12 protein-coding genes are annotated in these 14,671 nt (G+C 72.7%); 6 read left to right on the top strand and 6 right to left on the bottom strand.

The features are described 5' to 3' along the window. The first annotated feature begins 20 nt into the window (after positions 1-20). Positions 21-626: a TetR/AcrR family transcriptional regulator gene (locus CLV63_RS31625; RefSeq protein WP_106586924.1), complete on the top strand. Its 606-nt coding sequence runs from the start codon at positions 21-23 to the stop codon at positions 624-626. A 27-nt stretch (positions 627-653) separates the two neighbouring features. On the opposite strand, the gene CLV63_RS31620 is transcribed toward CLV63_RS31625, so the two are convergent. Both CLV63_RS31620 and CLV63_RS31615 read right to left on the bottom strand, forming a co-directional pair. After that, the gene (locus CLV63_RS31620; RefSeq protein ID WP_106586946.1) at positions 654-1,298 is read right to left on the bottom strand and encodes a potassium channel family protein; all 645 of its coding nucleotides are present in this window, start codon (positions 1,296-1,298) and stop codon (positions 654-656) included. After that, entirely contained in the window at positions 1,298-1,990 is a 693-nt protein-coding gene (locus CLV63_RS31615; RefSeq protein WP_106586923.1) for a potassium channel family protein, read from the bottom strand. The genes CLV63_RS31620 and CLV63_RS31615 overlap by 1 nt, the downstream gene beginning before the upstream one ends. A 267-nt stretch (positions 1,991-2,257) precedes the next feature. Here CLV63_RS31615 and CLV63_RS31610 point away from each other — a divergent pair, with 267 nt between their 5' ends. Then, positions 2,258-3,520 carry a class I SAM-dependent RNA methyltransferase gene (locus CLV63_RS31610; protein WP_106586922.1) on the top strand — a complete coding sequence of 421 codons (1,263 nt, stop codon included), beginning with the start codon at positions 2,258-2,260 and terminating at the stop codon, positions 3,518-3,520. A gap of 196 nt (positions 3,521-3,716) precedes the next feature. Beyond that, positions 3,717-4,649, top strand: a complete 933-nt coding sequence (locus CLV63_RS31605) for an LLM class F420-dependent oxidoreductase (protein ID WP_106586921.1) — start codon at positions 3,717-3,719, stop codon at positions 4,647-4,649. Between the two features lie 114 nt (positions 4,650-4,763). Here the strand turns inward: CLV63_RS31605 and CLV63_RS31600 are convergent, their stop codons facing one another. After that, entirely contained in the window at positions 4,764-5,318 is a 555-nt protein-coding gene (locus CLV63_RS31600; RefSeq protein WP_106586920.1) for a hypothetical protein, read from the bottom strand. A gap of 464 nt (positions 5,319-5,782) precedes the next feature. Here CLV63_RS31600 and CLV63_RS31595 point away from each other — a divergent pair, with 464 nt between their 5' ends. Then, positions 5,783-8,569 carry an aconitate hydratase gene (locus CLV63_RS31595; RefSeq protein WP_106586919.1) on the top strand — a complete coding sequence of 929 codons (2,787 nt, stop codon included), beginning with the start codon at positions 5,783-5,785 and terminating at the stop codon, positions 8,567-8,569. Positions 8,570-8,657: 88 nt separating this feature from the next. Here CLV63_RS31595 and CLV63_RS31590 read toward each other — a convergent pair whose 3' ends face one another. Next, positions 8,658-9,137 (bottom strand): hypothetical protein, encoded by a 480-nt coding sequence (locus CLV63_RS31590; protein ID WP_106586918.1) that lies wholly within the window; start codon positions 9,135-9,137, stop codon positions 8,658-8,660. Between the two features lie 194 nt (positions 9,138-9,331). Next, a complete protein-coding gene (locus CLV63_RS31585; RefSeq protein WP_106586917.1) occupies positions 9,332-10,009 on the bottom strand; it encodes an alpha/beta hydrolase in 678 nt (225 codons plus the stop codon). Positions 10,010-10,275: 266 nt separating this feature from the next. Between CLV63_RS31585 and CLV63_RS31580 the strand changes: the two genes are divergently transcribed. Continuing rightward, on the top strand, positions 10,276-10,668 hold the full coding sequence (locus tag CLV63_RS31580) for a DUF4913 domain-containing protein (RefSeq protein WP_106586916.1): 393 nt from the start codon (positions 10,276-10,278) through the stop codon (positions 10,666-10,668). A 69-nt stretch (positions 10,669-10,737) separates the two neighbouring features. Beyond that, the gene (locus tag CLV63_RS31575) at positions 10,738-12,834 is read left to right on the top strand and encodes a sel1 repeat family protein (protein WP_106586915.1); all 2,097 of its coding nucleotides are present in this window, start codon (positions 10,738-10,740) and stop codon (positions 12,832-12,834) included. A gap of 54 nt (positions 12,835-12,888) precedes the next feature. Here CLV63_RS31575 and CLV63_RS31570 read toward each other — a convergent pair whose 3' ends face one another. Then, positions 12,889-14,403, bottom strand: a complete 1,515-nt coding sequence (locus tag CLV63_RS31570; protein ID WP_245929255.1) for an MFS transporter — start codon at positions 14,401-14,403, stop codon at positions 12,889-12,891. Positions 14,404-14,671: the final 268 nt, after the last annotated feature.

Below are 14,671 nucleotides of genomic sequence, written 5' to 3'. Positions count from 1 at the left end.
AAAATGCTAGGCTGCCGCCCATGAGCCAACGCGAAGACCTGCTCGCCGGGGCCAGGAGATGCCTTGTCGAGAAGGGGTACCACCGCACGACGGCGCGCGACATCGCCAAGGCGTCAGGGGCGCACCTGGCGTCGATCGGCTACCACTTCGGTTCCAAGGACGCCCTGATGAACATGGCGGCCCTCGAAGCCCAGGGGGAGTGGGGCGACGTCATCGGGGAGGTGGTGCGCGCCGCGGGCGAGGCCGATACGCCGCAGCGGCTGCGCATCGCGCTCGACGAGCTCCTCGCGGCGCTTCCGCAGCAGCGCGAACTGGTCCTGACGAGCTTGCAGGCGTACGCCCAGCTCGAATTCTCCGACGACATCCGGGCGCCGGTGGTCGCGGCCACCGAGGAGACGCGCACGGAACTGGCGGCCCTGGTCCTCGGCCGAGACGCGGCGGACATCGGCCCCGAGGACGCCCAGGGTCTGGGGTCCGTGGTGTCCGCCCTGGTCGTCGGCCTGCTGGTGCAGTCGCTGGTCGATCCGTCCTCCCTGCCGTCCGGCGCGCAGATCACCGATGCGCTGCGGGTCCTCGCCGACGGGCAGGATCAGGGAGAGGCGCCGGGAGGGCAGGACGGGCGGTAGCCAACCGCCCCACTGCCCGGACGCCGCTCAGAGGATGGCCGACAGGTCGTCCACCTGGTCGCCGGTCGCCAGCAGGACCAGGTCGTCGCCGACCTGGAGGACGGTGTCGGGCTGCGGGGCGCCGGCCCGCCCCGCGCGCACCACCGCCACCGGGACCACACCCGGGGGCAGCTCGGCCGCGAGGTCGGCGAGCCTGCGGCCGATCTGGCGGCCGCCCTGGTCGAGCGCGAACTCCAGCAGGTCGGCCTCCGGCAGCGACGTGCTCCCCACCGCGCCGCCCGCCGTGTCGTCGACCAGGGACGCGATGAGCCGCGGCGGCGACACCGCGACGTCGACCCCCCACGCCTCGGTGAACAGCCACTCATTGCGGGGATCGTTGATCCGCGCGACGGTCCGGGCGACCCCGAACTCCTCCTTCGCGAGCAGCGCGACCACAAGGTTCACCTTGTCGTCGCCCGTCGCGGCGACGACCGTCTCGAAGTCGGCGAGGCGGGCGTCCTCAAGGGAGGCGAGCTCGCAGGCGTCGGCGAGCAGCCAGTCCGCCTCGGGCAGGTCGTCGACTGCGATCGCGCGCGTCTCCCTGTCGATGAGCAGGACCTCGTGCCCGTTGCCGATCAGCTCGGCGGCGATGGAGCGGCCCACGCCGCCGGCCCCGGCGATGGCGACCCGCATCATGCGTCCTCCTCGCTCTCGGTCGCACCGCTGTGCAGCCGCGCGATCGCCGCCGCCGCGTCGGCGTCGTGCGCGAGCAGGTGCAGCACGTCGTCCTCGCGCAGCGGCTCGGCGCCCCTGGCCAGCACATTGTGGCCGTCGCGGGTGAGGAATCCCACCCGGACGTTCAACTCGGTCTCGATCCGGTCGACGCTGGTCCCCGCCCAGTTGTCGTGGACGGCGGTGCCGACGAGCACCGGGGAGCCGGCGGCGTCGCGCCACTCGGGCGCGCCGGTCGGCTCGCCGCCCTCGTCGGCGGGGAACAGCCGCCGCCAGATGGTGTCGGCGGTCCAGCGCACCGTTCCGACCGTGGGGATGCCGAGCCGCTGGTACACCTCGGCGCGCCGCGGATCGTAGATACGGGCGACCACCTGCCGGACGCCGAAGTCCTCGCGGGCCACCCGCGCCGCGATGATGTTGGAGTTGTCGCCGCTGCTGACGGCGGCGAACGCGTCGGCGTTGGAGATGCCGGCGTGCAGGAGCGCGTCGCGGTCGTGGCCCGTGCCCTCGACGGCCGACTTCGCGGTGCTCGACCGGAGCCGCCGGAACGCCTCGGGGTCGCGGTCGATCACCGCGACGGTGTGGCCCAGGTCCTCCACCATGTGGGCGAGCCTGGCGCCGACCCGGCCGCAGCCGAGAATGACGATGTGCACGGTCGAAACCCCAATTCCCGGTTCACCGAGGGCATGTCTGTGCCTGCGCAGCGTTGCTCCGTGTTGTCGCTCCGCGGGTCAAGCCAATCATGCGCGCACCCGTCCGCGCGGACCGGGCCGCGACGCGCCGCGCGTCGGCGGGCCGGGCCGGGGCGGACGGGACGGGTCCGGTGCGTGTTCCGAGACGACTACAGTTGGCCCAGTCAGGCGGTGGCTGAGCAGGGGTCACCCCGCCGAACCCCAACGCCGTGTCGGAGGTCTTCACCCATGAGCCGTGTCGGTAACCACCTTGAACTGGTGCTCGACGGGGTGGCGCACGGCGGTTGGTCCGTTGGCCGCCACGACGAGCAGGTCGTCTTCGTCCGCCACGGCCTGCCGGGCGAGCGGGTCCGGGTCGTCGTCACCGAGGAGACCAAGCGGTTCCTGCGGGCCGACGCGGTCGAGGTCATCGAGGCGTCCCCCGAGCGCGTCGAGCCGCCCTGCCCGTTCGCGGGCCCCGGCAAGTGCGGCGGGTGCGACTGGCAGCACGCGTCGCTGCCCGAGCAGCGCCGCATCAAGGCGCAGGTCGTCGCCGAGCAGCTGCGCCGCATCGCGGGCATCGAACGCGACATCGAGGTCGAGGAGCTGCCCGGGCACCCCGACGGCCTCGGCTGGCGCACCCGGGTCCGGTTCGCCGTCGACCACGAGGGCAACGCCGGCCTGCGCAAGCACCGCTCCCACGAACTCCAGCTCATCGACCAGTGCCCCATCGGCCACGCCGAGGTCAACCGGCTGGGCGTGCCGCAGCTGGACTGGGACTCCTTCGCCGAGGTCGAGGCGGTCACCTCGGCCAGCACCGCCGACACCGCGGTCATCGTCACCCCGCGCGGCGCGAAACTCCCCCCGCTGCCCGAGCCGAAGGCGTCGTCGGCGGTGCTGCGCCGCTTCAAGGGCGGGCGCACCCAGCCCATCAAGGGCCGCCGCGGCATCCGCGAGAACGTCGGGGGCCGCGAGTGGCGGGTGAGCGCCGGCGGCTTCTGGCAGGGGCACCCGGCCGCGGCGGAGACCCTCACCGAGGCGGTCATGGCGGCGCTCGAACCCAAACCGGGCGAGACCGCGCTCGACCTCTACTGCGGCGCCGGGCTGTTCGCCGGCGCGCTGGGCGAGGCCGTCGGCGCCGAGGGCCGGGTCCTCGGTGTCGAGGGGCAGGCCGAGGCGGTGCGCGACGCCCAGCACAACCTGCGCGACCTCGAACACGCCCGCATCGAGAAGGGCGACGTCGCCTCCCAGCTCCGCGAATGGTCGAGCCTGCGCGCCGACATCGCCGTGCTCGACCCGCCCCGCGCCGGAGCGGGCAAGGCCGTCGTCCAGGCTCTGGTGGCGCTGCGCCCGCGCCGCATCGCCTACGTGTCCTGCGACCCGGCGACCCTGGCCCGCGACCTCGCGACGTTCGCCGCGCGCGGCTACCGCCTCGACACCATCCGCGCCTTCGACGCCTTCCCCATGACCCACCACATCGAGTGCCTCGCGGTGCTCGTCCGCGAGCAGTAGCGCCGCCCACCAGGGACGCCGCACCGGCGAGCACGAGTGTTCGCGGGTCGGTTGCCGGTCGATTCGCCGGTCAGGGGGTGCCGCCGCGCGAGACACTTGGCGCGTGGGGGCGCAACCGTTCGGCGGCGGGCACCGTCGAACCCGGACACCGCCTGGCGATTTCCGCGAATCGGGAAAAGGGAGAACAATGGGTCGCATGCGATTGAGGATCTTCACCGAGCCGCAGCAGGGTGCCAGCTACGACACCCAGCTCGCGGTCGCCAGGGCCGCCGAGGACCTCGGCTTCGACGCCTTTTTCCGGTCGGACCACTACCTGCGGATGGGTGACGCCGACGGCCTGCCCGGGCCCACCGACGCCTGGATCACCCTTGCCGGGCTCGCACGCGAGACCTCCCGCATCCGGTTGGGCACGCTGATGACCGCGGCGACCTTCCGGCACCCCGGGCCGCTTGCGATCTCGGTCGCCCAGGTCGACCGGATGAGCGGCGGGCGCGTGGAGTTCGGCTTCGGCGCGGGCTGGTATGAGGAGGAGCACAACGCCTACGGCATCCCCTTCGCCGCGTCGGCCCGCGAGCGGTTCGACCGCTACGAGGAGCAGCTCGACGTCATCACGGGCCTGTGGGAGACCCCGGTCGGCGAGACGTTCCGCTACGAGGGGCGGCACTTCCGGCTGACCGACAGCCCCGCGCTGCCCAAACCGCACCAGGCCCCGCGGCCGCCGGTGCTCATCGGCGGGGTGGGGGTCAAGCGCACGCCCCGGCTGGCGGCGGCGCACGCCGACGAGTACAACGTCCCGTTCAACGGGATCGAGGACACCGAGGCGGCGTTCGAGCGCACCCGGCTGGCCGTCGAGGCGTCGGGGCGGTCCAGGCCCATGGTGTACTCGGCGGCGCAGGTGGTGTGCTGCGGCCGCGACGACGCCGAGATCGCCCGCCGCGCCGAGGCGATCGGCCGCAAGCCCGAGGAGCTGCGGGAGAACGGCCTCGCCGGCACCCCGGCCGAGGTCGTCGAGAAGCTCGGCCGGTTCGCGGCGATCGGCGCCCAGCGCGTCTACCTCCAGGTCCTCGACCAGAGCGACCTCGACCACCTGGAGCTGATCGCGGCCGAGGTCGTCCCGCAGCTCGGCTGAGCGGCGCCGCAGTGCCGCCGTGCGGCGGACACGGTGGCGGAACACGACGATGGACATGACGACGGCGCCCGTCCTGCGACGGGCGCCGTCGTCATGAGCGGGGACCGCCGCGGGTCAGCGGTACGGCTGCTGCGGCGGGTAGGGGCCGTAGCCCTGCGGCGGCGGTTGCTGCTGCCCGTAGCCCTGGGGCGGCGGTTGCTGCTGGCCGTACCCCTGCTGCCCGTACCCCTGCTGTCCGTGGCCCTGTTGGCCGTAGCTCTGGGGCGGGGGGCCCTGCGGGTAGGCGTGCTGCCCGTAGCCCTGCTGCGGGCCCGACTGCGGGTACTGCTGCCCGTAGCCCTGCTGCTGGGGCGGGCCGGGCTGCGGGAACTGCGGCGCCTGCGCCATGGCCGGGCGGTTCTTGCGGCGGCCGGAGAGCGCCCAGACCACGCCGCCGACGACCATGATCGGGCTGAGCCCGATCATCACCCAGGAGGTCGTGGTGTTCGACTCGGCCTGCTCCTCATAGGTGCGTTCGGTGGTGTTCCCCCGCCGGGTCTCCTCGCAGATGTCGCCCGGCTGCATGACCTCGCTGCCGCATTTCACCTCGGTCTCGCCCATTGTGGCGATGCCGATGATCAACATCCCGATACCCACGAGCACGCAGAGGACGGCTCGGATCATGTTCATGTCGTTGGGTGCCTCTGATTTCCTGGTGTGCGTTGTGACGCGGCTGCCGGGGGAGTGGCACGGGGGCCTGCCTGCCGCGGGCTGACCGGGGTAGGACGCTGCGCGCGGTACCCCGGTTCCGATGTGCGAAACAGAGTGTCCCACTCCCGCATACCCGGCATATAACTTGATATCGAGATACTTTTTCGATAGCTTGACGTCGAGATAATTGAACGGGTCACCGAACCGCCGGCCCACGTGGCGTCGTCCGTTGCAGCGCCGCGCCTGCGATGATGGTGCCGACGGCCCCGCTGTACGAGCGGCCGCCGGGTCCGGGGGAGCGACCCCGCCCGCTGCGGCACGACGGGCACCGCTCCGGCCGCGGCCGGGCCGGTTCCCGCAGGTAAGGGCGGCCTCAGTGGCGATCCCGGCCCGCCCCTAGGGCAGGATGCCGGGAGAAAGTGGCGAGATCAGGAGGCATATCCGTGTCCGCGAACAGCTTCGGCAGCCGTGACACGCTCCGCGTTGGCGACGAATCGTATGAGATCTTCCGCTTGGACGCCGTCGACGGCTCCGAGCGTCTTCCCTACAGCCTGAAGGTGTTGCTGGAGAACCTCCTGCGCACCGAGGACGGCGCGAACGTCACCGCCGAGCACATCCGCGCCCTGGGCGGCTGGGACCCCAGCGCCCAGCCGCACCAAGAGATCCAGTTCACCCCCGCGCGGGTGATCATGCAGGACTTCACCGGCGTCCCCTGCGTCGTCGACCTCGCGACAATGCGCGAGGCGGTCAACGACCTCGGCGGCGACCCGGCCAAGATCAACCCGCTGGCACCCGCCGAACTGGTCATCGACCACTCGGTGATCGTCGACGTGTTCGGCAGCCCCGACGCCTTCGAGCGCAACGTCGAGATCGAGTACCAGCGCAACCGCGAGCGCTACCAGTTCCTGCGCTGGGGCCAGACCGCCTTCGACGAGTTCAAGGTCGTCCCGCCCGGCACCGGCATCGTCCACCAGGCGAACATCGAGCACCTGGCCCGGGTCACCATGACCCGCGGCGGCCAGGCCTACCCCGACACCTGCGTGGGCACCGACTCCCACACCACCATGCAGAACGGGCTCGGGATCCTCGGCTGGGGCGTGGGCGGCATCGAGGCCGAGGCCGCGATGCTCGGCCAGCCCATCTCGATGCTCATCCCGCGCGTCCTCGGATTCAAGCTCACGGGCGCGCTGAACCCCGGTACCACGGCCACCGACCTGGTGCTGACCGTCACCGAGATGCTCCGCGACCACGGCGTGGTCGGCAAGTTCGTCGAGTTCTACGGCGACGGCGTCGCCGCCGTCCCGCTCGCGAACCGGGCCACCATCGGCAACATGAGCCCCGAGTTCGGCTCCACCGCCGCGATCTTCCCGATCGACGACGAGACCATCCGGTACATGCGGCTCACCGGGCGCACCGAGGAGCACACCGCGCTCGTCGAGGCGTACGCCAAGGAGCAGGGCCTCTGGCACGACCCGTCGACCGAGCCGGAGTTCTCCGAGTACATCGAACTCGACCTCGCCGACGTCGTGCCGTCCATCGCCGGGCCCAAGCGCCCCCAGGACCGCATCGCGCTGACCGCGGCGAAGCCGACCTGGCGCAAGAACGTCAAGGACTACGTCCACGACGACGGCCTCTCCCACGGGCTGGACGAGGCGAACGACGAGTCGTTCCCCGCCTCGGACTCCCCGGCGTACTCGGGCGACGGCAACGGCAACGGCGGCGCGGCCGCCGGACACGCCACCGACGCGCTGGGCCGCCGCCCGCGCAACCCGGTCACGATCACCCTCGCCGACGGCACCGAGACCGAGGTCGACCACGGCGCCGTGGTGATCGCGGCGATCACCTCCTGCACCAACACCTCGAACCCCTCGGTGATGCTCGGCGCGGCCCTGCTCGCCAAGAAGGCCGTCGAGAAGGGGCTCACCAGCAAGCCGTGGGTGAAGACCTCGATGGCGCCCGGCTCCAAGGTCGTCACCGACTACTACGATCGCTCCGGGCTCACGCCCTACCTGGACAAGCTCGGCTTCAACCTCGTCGGGTACGGCTGCACCACCTGCATCGGCAACTCCGGCCCGCTGCCGGAGGAGGTCTCCAAGGCCGTCAACGACCACGACCTCGCGGTCACCGCCGTCCTGTCGGGCAACCGCAACTTCGAGGGCCGGATCAACCCCGACGTCAAGATGAACTACCTGGCGTCGCCGCCGCTCGTCGTGGCCTACGCGCTGGCCGGGTCCATGGACGTCGACATCACCACCGAGCCGCTCGGCACCGGATCCGACGGCCAACCGGTGCACCTGGCCGACATCTGGCCGACGCCCGAGGAGATCCAGGAGGTCATGGACACCGCGATCGCCTCGGACATGTACGAGCAGGCGTACTCCGACGTGTTCGCCGGCGACGAGCGCTGGCGCTCGCTGCCGACCCCCACCGGCAACACCTTCGAGTGGGACACCGACTCCACGTACGTGCGCAAGCCTCCGTACTTCGACGGCATGGCCGCGAGCCCGGAGCCCGTCACCGACATCTCCGGCGCCCGCGTCCTGGCGAAACTCGGCGACTCGGTCACCACCGACCACATCTCGCCGGCCGGCGCCATCAAGCTCGACAGCCCCGCCGGCCAGTACCTCAAGGAACACGGGATCGAGCGCAGGGACTTCAACTCCTACGGGTCCCGGCGCGGCAACCACGAGGTGATGATCCGCGGCACGTTCGCCAACATCCGGCTCCGCAACCAGATCGCGCCCGGCACCGAAGGCGGCTACACGCGCGACTTCACCCAGGACGGCGCGCCGGTCGCGTTCATCTACGACGCCGCGCAGAACTACGCCGCGCAGGGCACCCCGCTGGTCGTCCTCGGCGGCAAGGAGTACGGCTCCGGCTCGTCCCGCGACTGGGCCGCCAAGGGCACCAGCCTGCTGGGCGTGCGCGCGGTCATCACGGAGTCCTACGAGCGCATCCACCGCTCCAACCTCATCGGGATGGGCGTCCTGCCCTTGCAGTTCCCCGAGGGGCAGTCGGCCGACACCCTCGGCCTCACGGGGTCGGAGACGTTCGCCATCACCGGGGTCACCGCCCTGAACGACGGCGGCATCCCGGCGACGGTCAAGGTGTCCACCGACACCGGTGTCGAGTTCGACGCCGTGGTCCGCATCGACACACCCGGCGAGGCGGACTACTACCGCAACGGCGGCATCCTCCAGTACGTGCTGCGGCAGCTCATCGCCCAGTAGCACGCGCCGAACGCACAAGGGCCGCCCCGCCCACCGGCCGGGGCGGCCCGCGGTCTTCCCGGGCGGGATCCCGGCGCCGCGGGCGCGGTCAGAGGGCCGCGAACGCGTCCCTGTCGCGTCCGATCGCCGCGCGCAGAGCGGTCAGAGTACCGGTGGTCGAGGCATTCGGGTTCGGAGTGAAGTCGCGGATCCCGGCGGCCGTCCCGCTGATGTCCCAGGGTCGACAGCGCCAGCCCTCGATGCGGCTCCAGCCGGCCTCCACCAGCACTTCGTCGTCCTCGAAAAGCGTGACGCGCAGCCAGCCCGTGGACTGGTCGGAGAAGTCGAACGGGAGGTGCACCGCGTCGCCGTCCCGCAGCATGGCGAGCAGTTCCAGCCACTGGTCGAGCAGCAGCGCAAGGCGTCCGCCGATCGACTCGGGGACCGGGGACCCGCCGTCGGGGGCGAAGTAGTAGGTGTCGGCCGTGTACCGGGCGGCGCCGAGGCGCAGTGCCAGGTCCGGGTATGCGCCGGGATCTGCGAGACGGCGGAACTCGAAGGCGATGGGCGGAACCGTGTTCGGCGGCATGGCCCGGAGCCTAGTCCGGCGGAGCCGGGGCCCGGCGCGGGCCTGGCCGAGGCCGCGGCCGCCGCGCGGCGCGACGGCGCGGGGGCGATGGCCGGGCCAGGACCGGGGGTTCCTTGGCCGGATCGCGTGACGCGGGCGTCAAGCGGGGCCCTGCGGCAGGGCGGACGGCAGGCGGCAGCGCGGTCCCGTCCCTCTCACGTGCCCAGGCGGTATTCCTCCAGGCGCTCGGCGAGGTCCTTCGGCCGGGAGAGCATGGGGAAGTGGCCGCCCGCCATCGCGTCGGCGGCGATCCCCAGGCGGTCCCGCGCGAGGCGGCGCATGAAGTCCTCGGGGAAGAAGCGGTCGTCGCGGCAGAGCAGGAACCGGGTGGCGACCCGCGGCCAGGCGGGCAGTGGCCACGGCAGGGCCATCGGCGTGCCCGACTGGCCGCGCCAGCGCGTCTCCGCCTCGGCGGCGAGATCAGCGGGGAGGTCGTGGAAGTAGACCTCCCTGTCGCCCTCCGGTGCGGCGCCGTCGCGCTCGGCCTGGACGCGCCGCGCCGCCTCGAACCCGGTGGCGTCCCACCACTCGCCCGGCGGCTCGCCCGAAGCGGGGACCATGGCGGTCAGCAGTACGAGCAGGTCCGCCGGGAGGCGCTCGCACACCAGCGGGCCGGTGAAGCCCGCGAGCGAGTGGGCGACGACGACGAGGTCGGTTCGGTCGCCGATGGCGTCGACGACGGCGTCGGTATAGTCGCCGAGCCCCGCCGCGTCGTCGTTGCAGGGCAGCTCGACCGTCACCACGTCGTGCCCGCGCGCCCGCAGTTGGGGCACCAGCAGGTGCCAGTGCCAGGGACCGCATCCGGCGCCGGGGATCAGTACGTAGGTGGCCATGCCGGAATCATCCCAGTGGGCCGGTGGGCGGTTGACGCCGGGCCGCGCCGGGCCGCGCCGGGCGGAGCCTCCCGACGGGCACCCGGTGCCGCGAGTCCGGCGGGGGAGCGGCCGCGGACTGACTCCGGGTGCCGCCCGTGCCGCCGTCCCGTCGGCTCCGGGCCGCCGCGCCCTGCCCCCGTGGACGCGGTGCGGTTCCGGGCGCCCGCCCTCCGCTTTCTTGCGCGTGGCAGGATGCGGGGCGAGGAAGGGAGACGAGGCGACGCATGGGACGAACCGCCGATGAACCGCCGCCCCCTGAGGCCCCGGCCGAGGAGGCGCCGGAACCGGTCTTCAAGAACGTCCAGGAGTTCGTCGTCTACCGGTTCATTCCGATGTACTGCCGCCCCACCGGCGGCGAGTACCGGTGGTGCGCCGAGTGGTGGCGCCATTCGGAGGCCGTCTCGAGGTTCCACGCGCTCTGGCATTCCTGGGAGGTGCTGCGCTGGGAGCCGGGCACCGGGATGTCCGTGTGGTACCGCGACCACCTCGATCCCCACCTGGCGGCCCTCCTGTCGAAGACCGGGCCGTTCCGCGCGTGCACGCCGCACGGGCACGTCGACCCGGAGCAGCTGCCGTCCGTCCCGGCCCCCCTTGGGTGGTTCGAGGACGAATGGTGAGCGGGCGGCAGCGGGCCCGGTCGGCGCGCGCACGGCGCCCCGCGCAGCGGGGGCGGTGAGAGGCGGCCCATGGAGCAGTGGCCCGAACAGTCCCGAGATGGCGGCCGCAACCCCGCCCGCAACCGCACCCACGACACCCCCCACGACAGCGCCGGCGAAACCACCCACAACCCCGCCCGCAGTCCCGCCCGAAGGCCCACCCGCAACACCGCACGCGACGTGTCCGGCACCGCCGTCATGGCCGGGTCGGTGGGCGACATCCACCTCGCCGCGCCGGGCGACGCCGCCCGCCTGCTGCGCTCACTCGCCGACCTGCCGTTGACCGGGGAGTTCGCGCCGTTCGCCGCGGGCGTCCACCGCGCGCGCCACAGCGGCGGCAGCGGCGCCCTGCCGCCCTACGTGGCGCGCGACCGCGACGACGAGCTCCGCGGGCGCGTCGCCGCGGCCGCTGCGGACGGCGGACTGGTCCTGGTCGTCGGCCCGTCGACGGCGGGCAAGACCCGGGCGGCGCTGGAGGCCGTCAGGGGCGCCCTGCCCCGGCACCGGGTCCTCTCTCCTGATCCGGGATCGGACCTGCACCGGCTCCCCGAACTGGTGGACACCGACACCACCCGCTGGATGCTGTGGCTCGACAACATGGAAGGCCATCTTCGGCCGGGCGGGCTCGGGCCGGAGCTCGTCAGCTGGCTCGTCCGCGCCCGCGTCCCCATCGTCGCCACCATGCGCACCAAGGTCTACCGGCGGCTGCGCTCCGAACTCCGCGGCTCCGACGGACCGGACGGGCAGGGCGCCGGTCGCCGCGACGAGCGGATGATCGGCATGCGGGTCCTGAACGCGGCCGACCCCGTCCACCTGGAGCGGACCTGGTCGGCGGCGGAACTCCGGCGGCTCCGCTCCGTTGCCGCCGCCGAGGCCGACGGCCGGTTGGCGGAGGCGTACGCGCACCACGGCGACTTCGGCCCCACCGAGTACCTCGCCGCGGGCCCGGAGCTGCTCGACGAGTGGCGGGGCGCCCGCCGTCCTACCGCCGACGACGGCAACCCCCGCGGGCACGCCCTGGTCGCCGCGGCGACCGATCTCGCCCGCACGGGACTCAGCTCACCCGTTCCCCGGACACTGCTCGACGAGGTGCACGCCGGCTACCTCGCAGACGCCGTCCTCCTGCGCCCCGAAGGACTCGCGGAAGCGTGGGCGTGGGCGACCGGGCAGCGGCTCGGGGTGACCAGCCTGCTCGTCCCGTGCGACCTGGAGCAGTCGACCTGGCGCGCGTTCGACTACCTGGTCGACGCCGACCACACCACCGAGGTGCCCGAGCACGTGTGGCGGCGGGCCCTCGACCACGCCACCGGCGAGGAGCGGTGGCTGATCGGCCGCACCGCCCGCGACGCGGGGCTGCCGGAGATCGCGGAAGCGGCGTGGCTCCCCCTCGCGGAGCAGGGCGAGAGCCGCGCGATGAACAGCCTCGGGGTCCTGCTGGAGGAGCGCGGCGACTACGAAGGCGCGGCCGAGTGGTTCGGCAGGACCGACGTCGCCGAGAGCGGCGACGCGCTGTACCGCATCGCGCGGAGCTTCCGGGGGCGGGCGGCCGCGCCGCGCACGGTTCCGGCGAACGCGGTCATGGACCGGGTCAGCACGGAGTACTGGATGCGCAGGGCCGCCGAGGCGGGACACGTGCAGGCGATGTTCGAACTCGCGGCGCTGGTCGGCCGCGCGAGCATGCTGACGATCTTCGACGGTCCGGAACGGCAGGCGGAGGCATGGGCGGCCGCGGAGGCCGCGGCGGAGCACTGGTACCGCGCCGCCGCCTCCGCCGGGCACACCGGCGCGATGGTCGCCCTGGCCGGGCTGCTGATGCGCCGAGACCCGGGCGGCGGCCTCGACGGCGCCGCCGAGTGGTTCCGCGCGGCAGCGGACGGCGGGGACGCCCAGGGCATGTACGGCCTCGCGCGGGTGTGCCGCGAGCGCGGCGAGACCGCGGACGCCGAGCAGTGGCTGCGCGACGCCGCACGGTCCGGCCACGTCCACGCGGGATACGACCTGGTGCGGATGTACGAGCGGCGCGGCGACCGTGCGGAGTCCGCTCGCTGGCTCGGGCGGGCGGTCCGCAGTGAACGCCGCGGCGTCGCGGACACGCTCGCGGCGTACTTGCACCGCGGCGGCTCCTGAGGCCCCGTCCGCCCTGTCCCGACCGCCCGGTCCCGACCGCTATGTCCCGAACGGTCAGGCTTCGCTTCCCGCACGTTCCTCGCGCGCTTCGCCGAGCCGGGGCCCCGGCCGCCGCGCCCCTCCCGGTGCGAGCAGCGACCAGACGATGATCGTCGCCGCCAGGCAGAGCGCGGCCACGCCCCATTGGGTCGCCTGCCACGCGTCGGTGAACTGGGCGGCCAGGAACTCGCGGTCGCCACCGCTGAGGTCGCCCGCCGCCACCTGGGCGGCCAACCCGCCAGAACCGAGCCGGGCCAGGGTCAGGGTCAGCAGGACCGACCCGAAGATCGCGATCACCAGGGCTTCGGCGCCGCCGCGGACCGTGTTGAGGAAGCCCGCGGCCATGCCCACCCGGCCGGGTTCCACGATGTCCATCGCCTGGCCGTCGGTGATGCCGAAGGACAGCCCCATGCCCAGTCCGATCGCCAGCAGCGGACCGAGCAGGGCCGCCGCTCCAATGCCGGGGTGCAGCACGGTGAGCCAGGCGTTCCCGGCGGTGACGAGCAGCAGGGCCAGGGTGATCAGCAGGCGGGGCGAGACGCCCTTGTTCACCAGTCGGCCGCCGATCAGGGGCGCGATCAGCACAGGAGCGGTGAGCATCAGCATGACGAGGCCGGCGGTGCCGGCCGACGCTCCGTTGACGCCTTGCAGGTAGGTCGGCAGGAAGACCAGGACCCCGAGGAAACCCACCGAGGTCGTGAGCGTGCCCAGGCACCAGGCCATGAAGCGGCGGTTGCGCACGAGCGAGAGGTCGAGGACGGGTTGCGCGACGCGCGACTCGATGATCGCGAACACCACCAGCAGCACCGCACCGCCGCCGAGGGCCGCGAGGACCGCAGGGGCGCCCCATCCCGCCTCGGGACCCTCCATGATCGCGAACATCACGAGGGACAGCCCGGCGACGAAGGCGACCATGCCGGCCCAGTCGATCCTCGGCCGCTCGCCCGAGGTCGATTCGGCGACGAACAGGGTGCCGATCAGGGCCGCGACGCCCGCGGCGACGTAGACGAGGAAGCTGACGCGCCAGCCGAGCAGGGCGACCAGCCAGCCGGACAGGAACGGTCCGATCGCGATGCCGACGCCCGCCATCGTGCCCATCGCCGCGAACGCCCGCATGCGGGCCGGCCCGTCGAAGGTGCTGGCCAGGATCGCTCCTCCGCAGGCCATCACCGCGGCGCCGCCGATCCCGGCGAGGGCGCGCGCGGCGTCCAGCAACCAGATGTCGGTGACCACGGCACTCGCCAGCGAACCCGCCGTGAACAGCACGACGCCGGTGACGAACGTCCTGCGCCGCCCGAACAGGTCGCCCAGCGAACCGAACACCAGAGTGAAGGCGGCGAACGTCAGGTTGTAGGCCGCGACGACCCATTGGAGCGGCGCGCCCGACGCGTCGAGTTCGGCGCCTATCTCAGGGACCGCGATGGCGGTGCCCGCGATGGACATCGCCACGACGAGTACCCCTAACAGCACGACGGCAAGGGTCACGCCACTGCTGGTGCGCTGCGACCGGTTGACCACTGGGGTCTGCACAGATGCCCTCCTTACTTGTCCCTGCTCCGAAGCACCGTGTGCGGACGGCACAGTGCGTTGCCCCGCGGAGACCGCTCCGCAGGCCGGGAACACCGTAAGACCTCAATCATTATTGAGGTCAAGAGGTGCGGCGGGGCTTGTTGCGGCGAGGAGTGGGCTGCGATGCGTCAGAGGAATTCGTATGATCACACATAGTAATTGTAGGTGGGTATAGGTAAAGTGAACACATGGACGAAAACAGCAGCACCACCGGGCCGGGCGACACCGC

The organism is Murinocardiopsis flavida (assembly GCF_003014485.1).
GTDB classification, from domain to species: domain Bacteria; phylum Actinomycetota; class Actinomycetes; order Streptosporangiales; family Streptosporangiaceae; genus Murinocardiopsis; species Murinocardiopsis flavida.
The sequence above is the reverse complement of the archived record's forward strand: the minus strand, read 5'-3'. Positions and strand labels throughout refer to the sequence as shown.

What these genes read in the sequence shown, in the direction of transcription:
- CLV63_RS31580 (WP_106586916.1), top strand. Translation starts at nt 10,276, where the DNA reads ATGGGACGAACCGCCGATGAACCGCCGCCCCCTGAGGCCCCGGCCGAG.
- CLV63_RS31585 (WP_106586917.1), bottom strand. Translation starts at nt 10,009, where the DNA reads ATGGCCACCTACGTACTGATCCCCGGCGCCGGATGCGGTCCCTGGCAC.
- CLV63_RS31610 (WP_106586922.1), top strand. Translation starts at nt 2,258, where the DNA reads ATGAGCCGTGTCGGTAACCACCTTGAACTGGTGCTCGACGGGGTGGCG.
- CLV63_RS31605 (WP_106586921.1), top strand. Translation starts at nt 3,717, where the DNA reads ATGCGATTGAGGATCTTCACCGAGCCGCAGCAGGGTGCCAGCTACGAC.
- CLV63_RS31575 (WP_106586915.1), top strand. Translation starts at nt 10,738, where the DNA reads ATGGAGCAGTGGCCCGAACAGTCCCGAGATGGCGGCCGCAACCCCGCC.
- CLV63_RS31590 (WP_106586918.1), bottom strand. Translation starts at nt 9,137, where the DNA reads ATGCCGCCGAACACGGTTCCGCCCATCGCCTTCGAGTTCCGCCGTCTC.
- CLV63_RS31600 (WP_106586920.1), bottom strand. Translation starts at nt 5,318, where the DNA reads ATGAACATGATCCGAGCCGTCCTCTGCGTGCTCGTGGGTATCGGGATG.
- CLV63_RS31625 (WP_106586924.1), top strand. Translation starts at nt 21, where the DNA reads ATGAGCCAACGCGAAGACCTGCTCGCCGGGGCCAGGAGATGCCTTGTC.
- CLV63_RS31620 (WP_106586946.1), bottom strand. Translation starts at nt 1,298, where the DNA reads ATGCGGGTCGCCATCGCCGGGGCCGGCGGCGTGGGCCGCTCCATCGCC.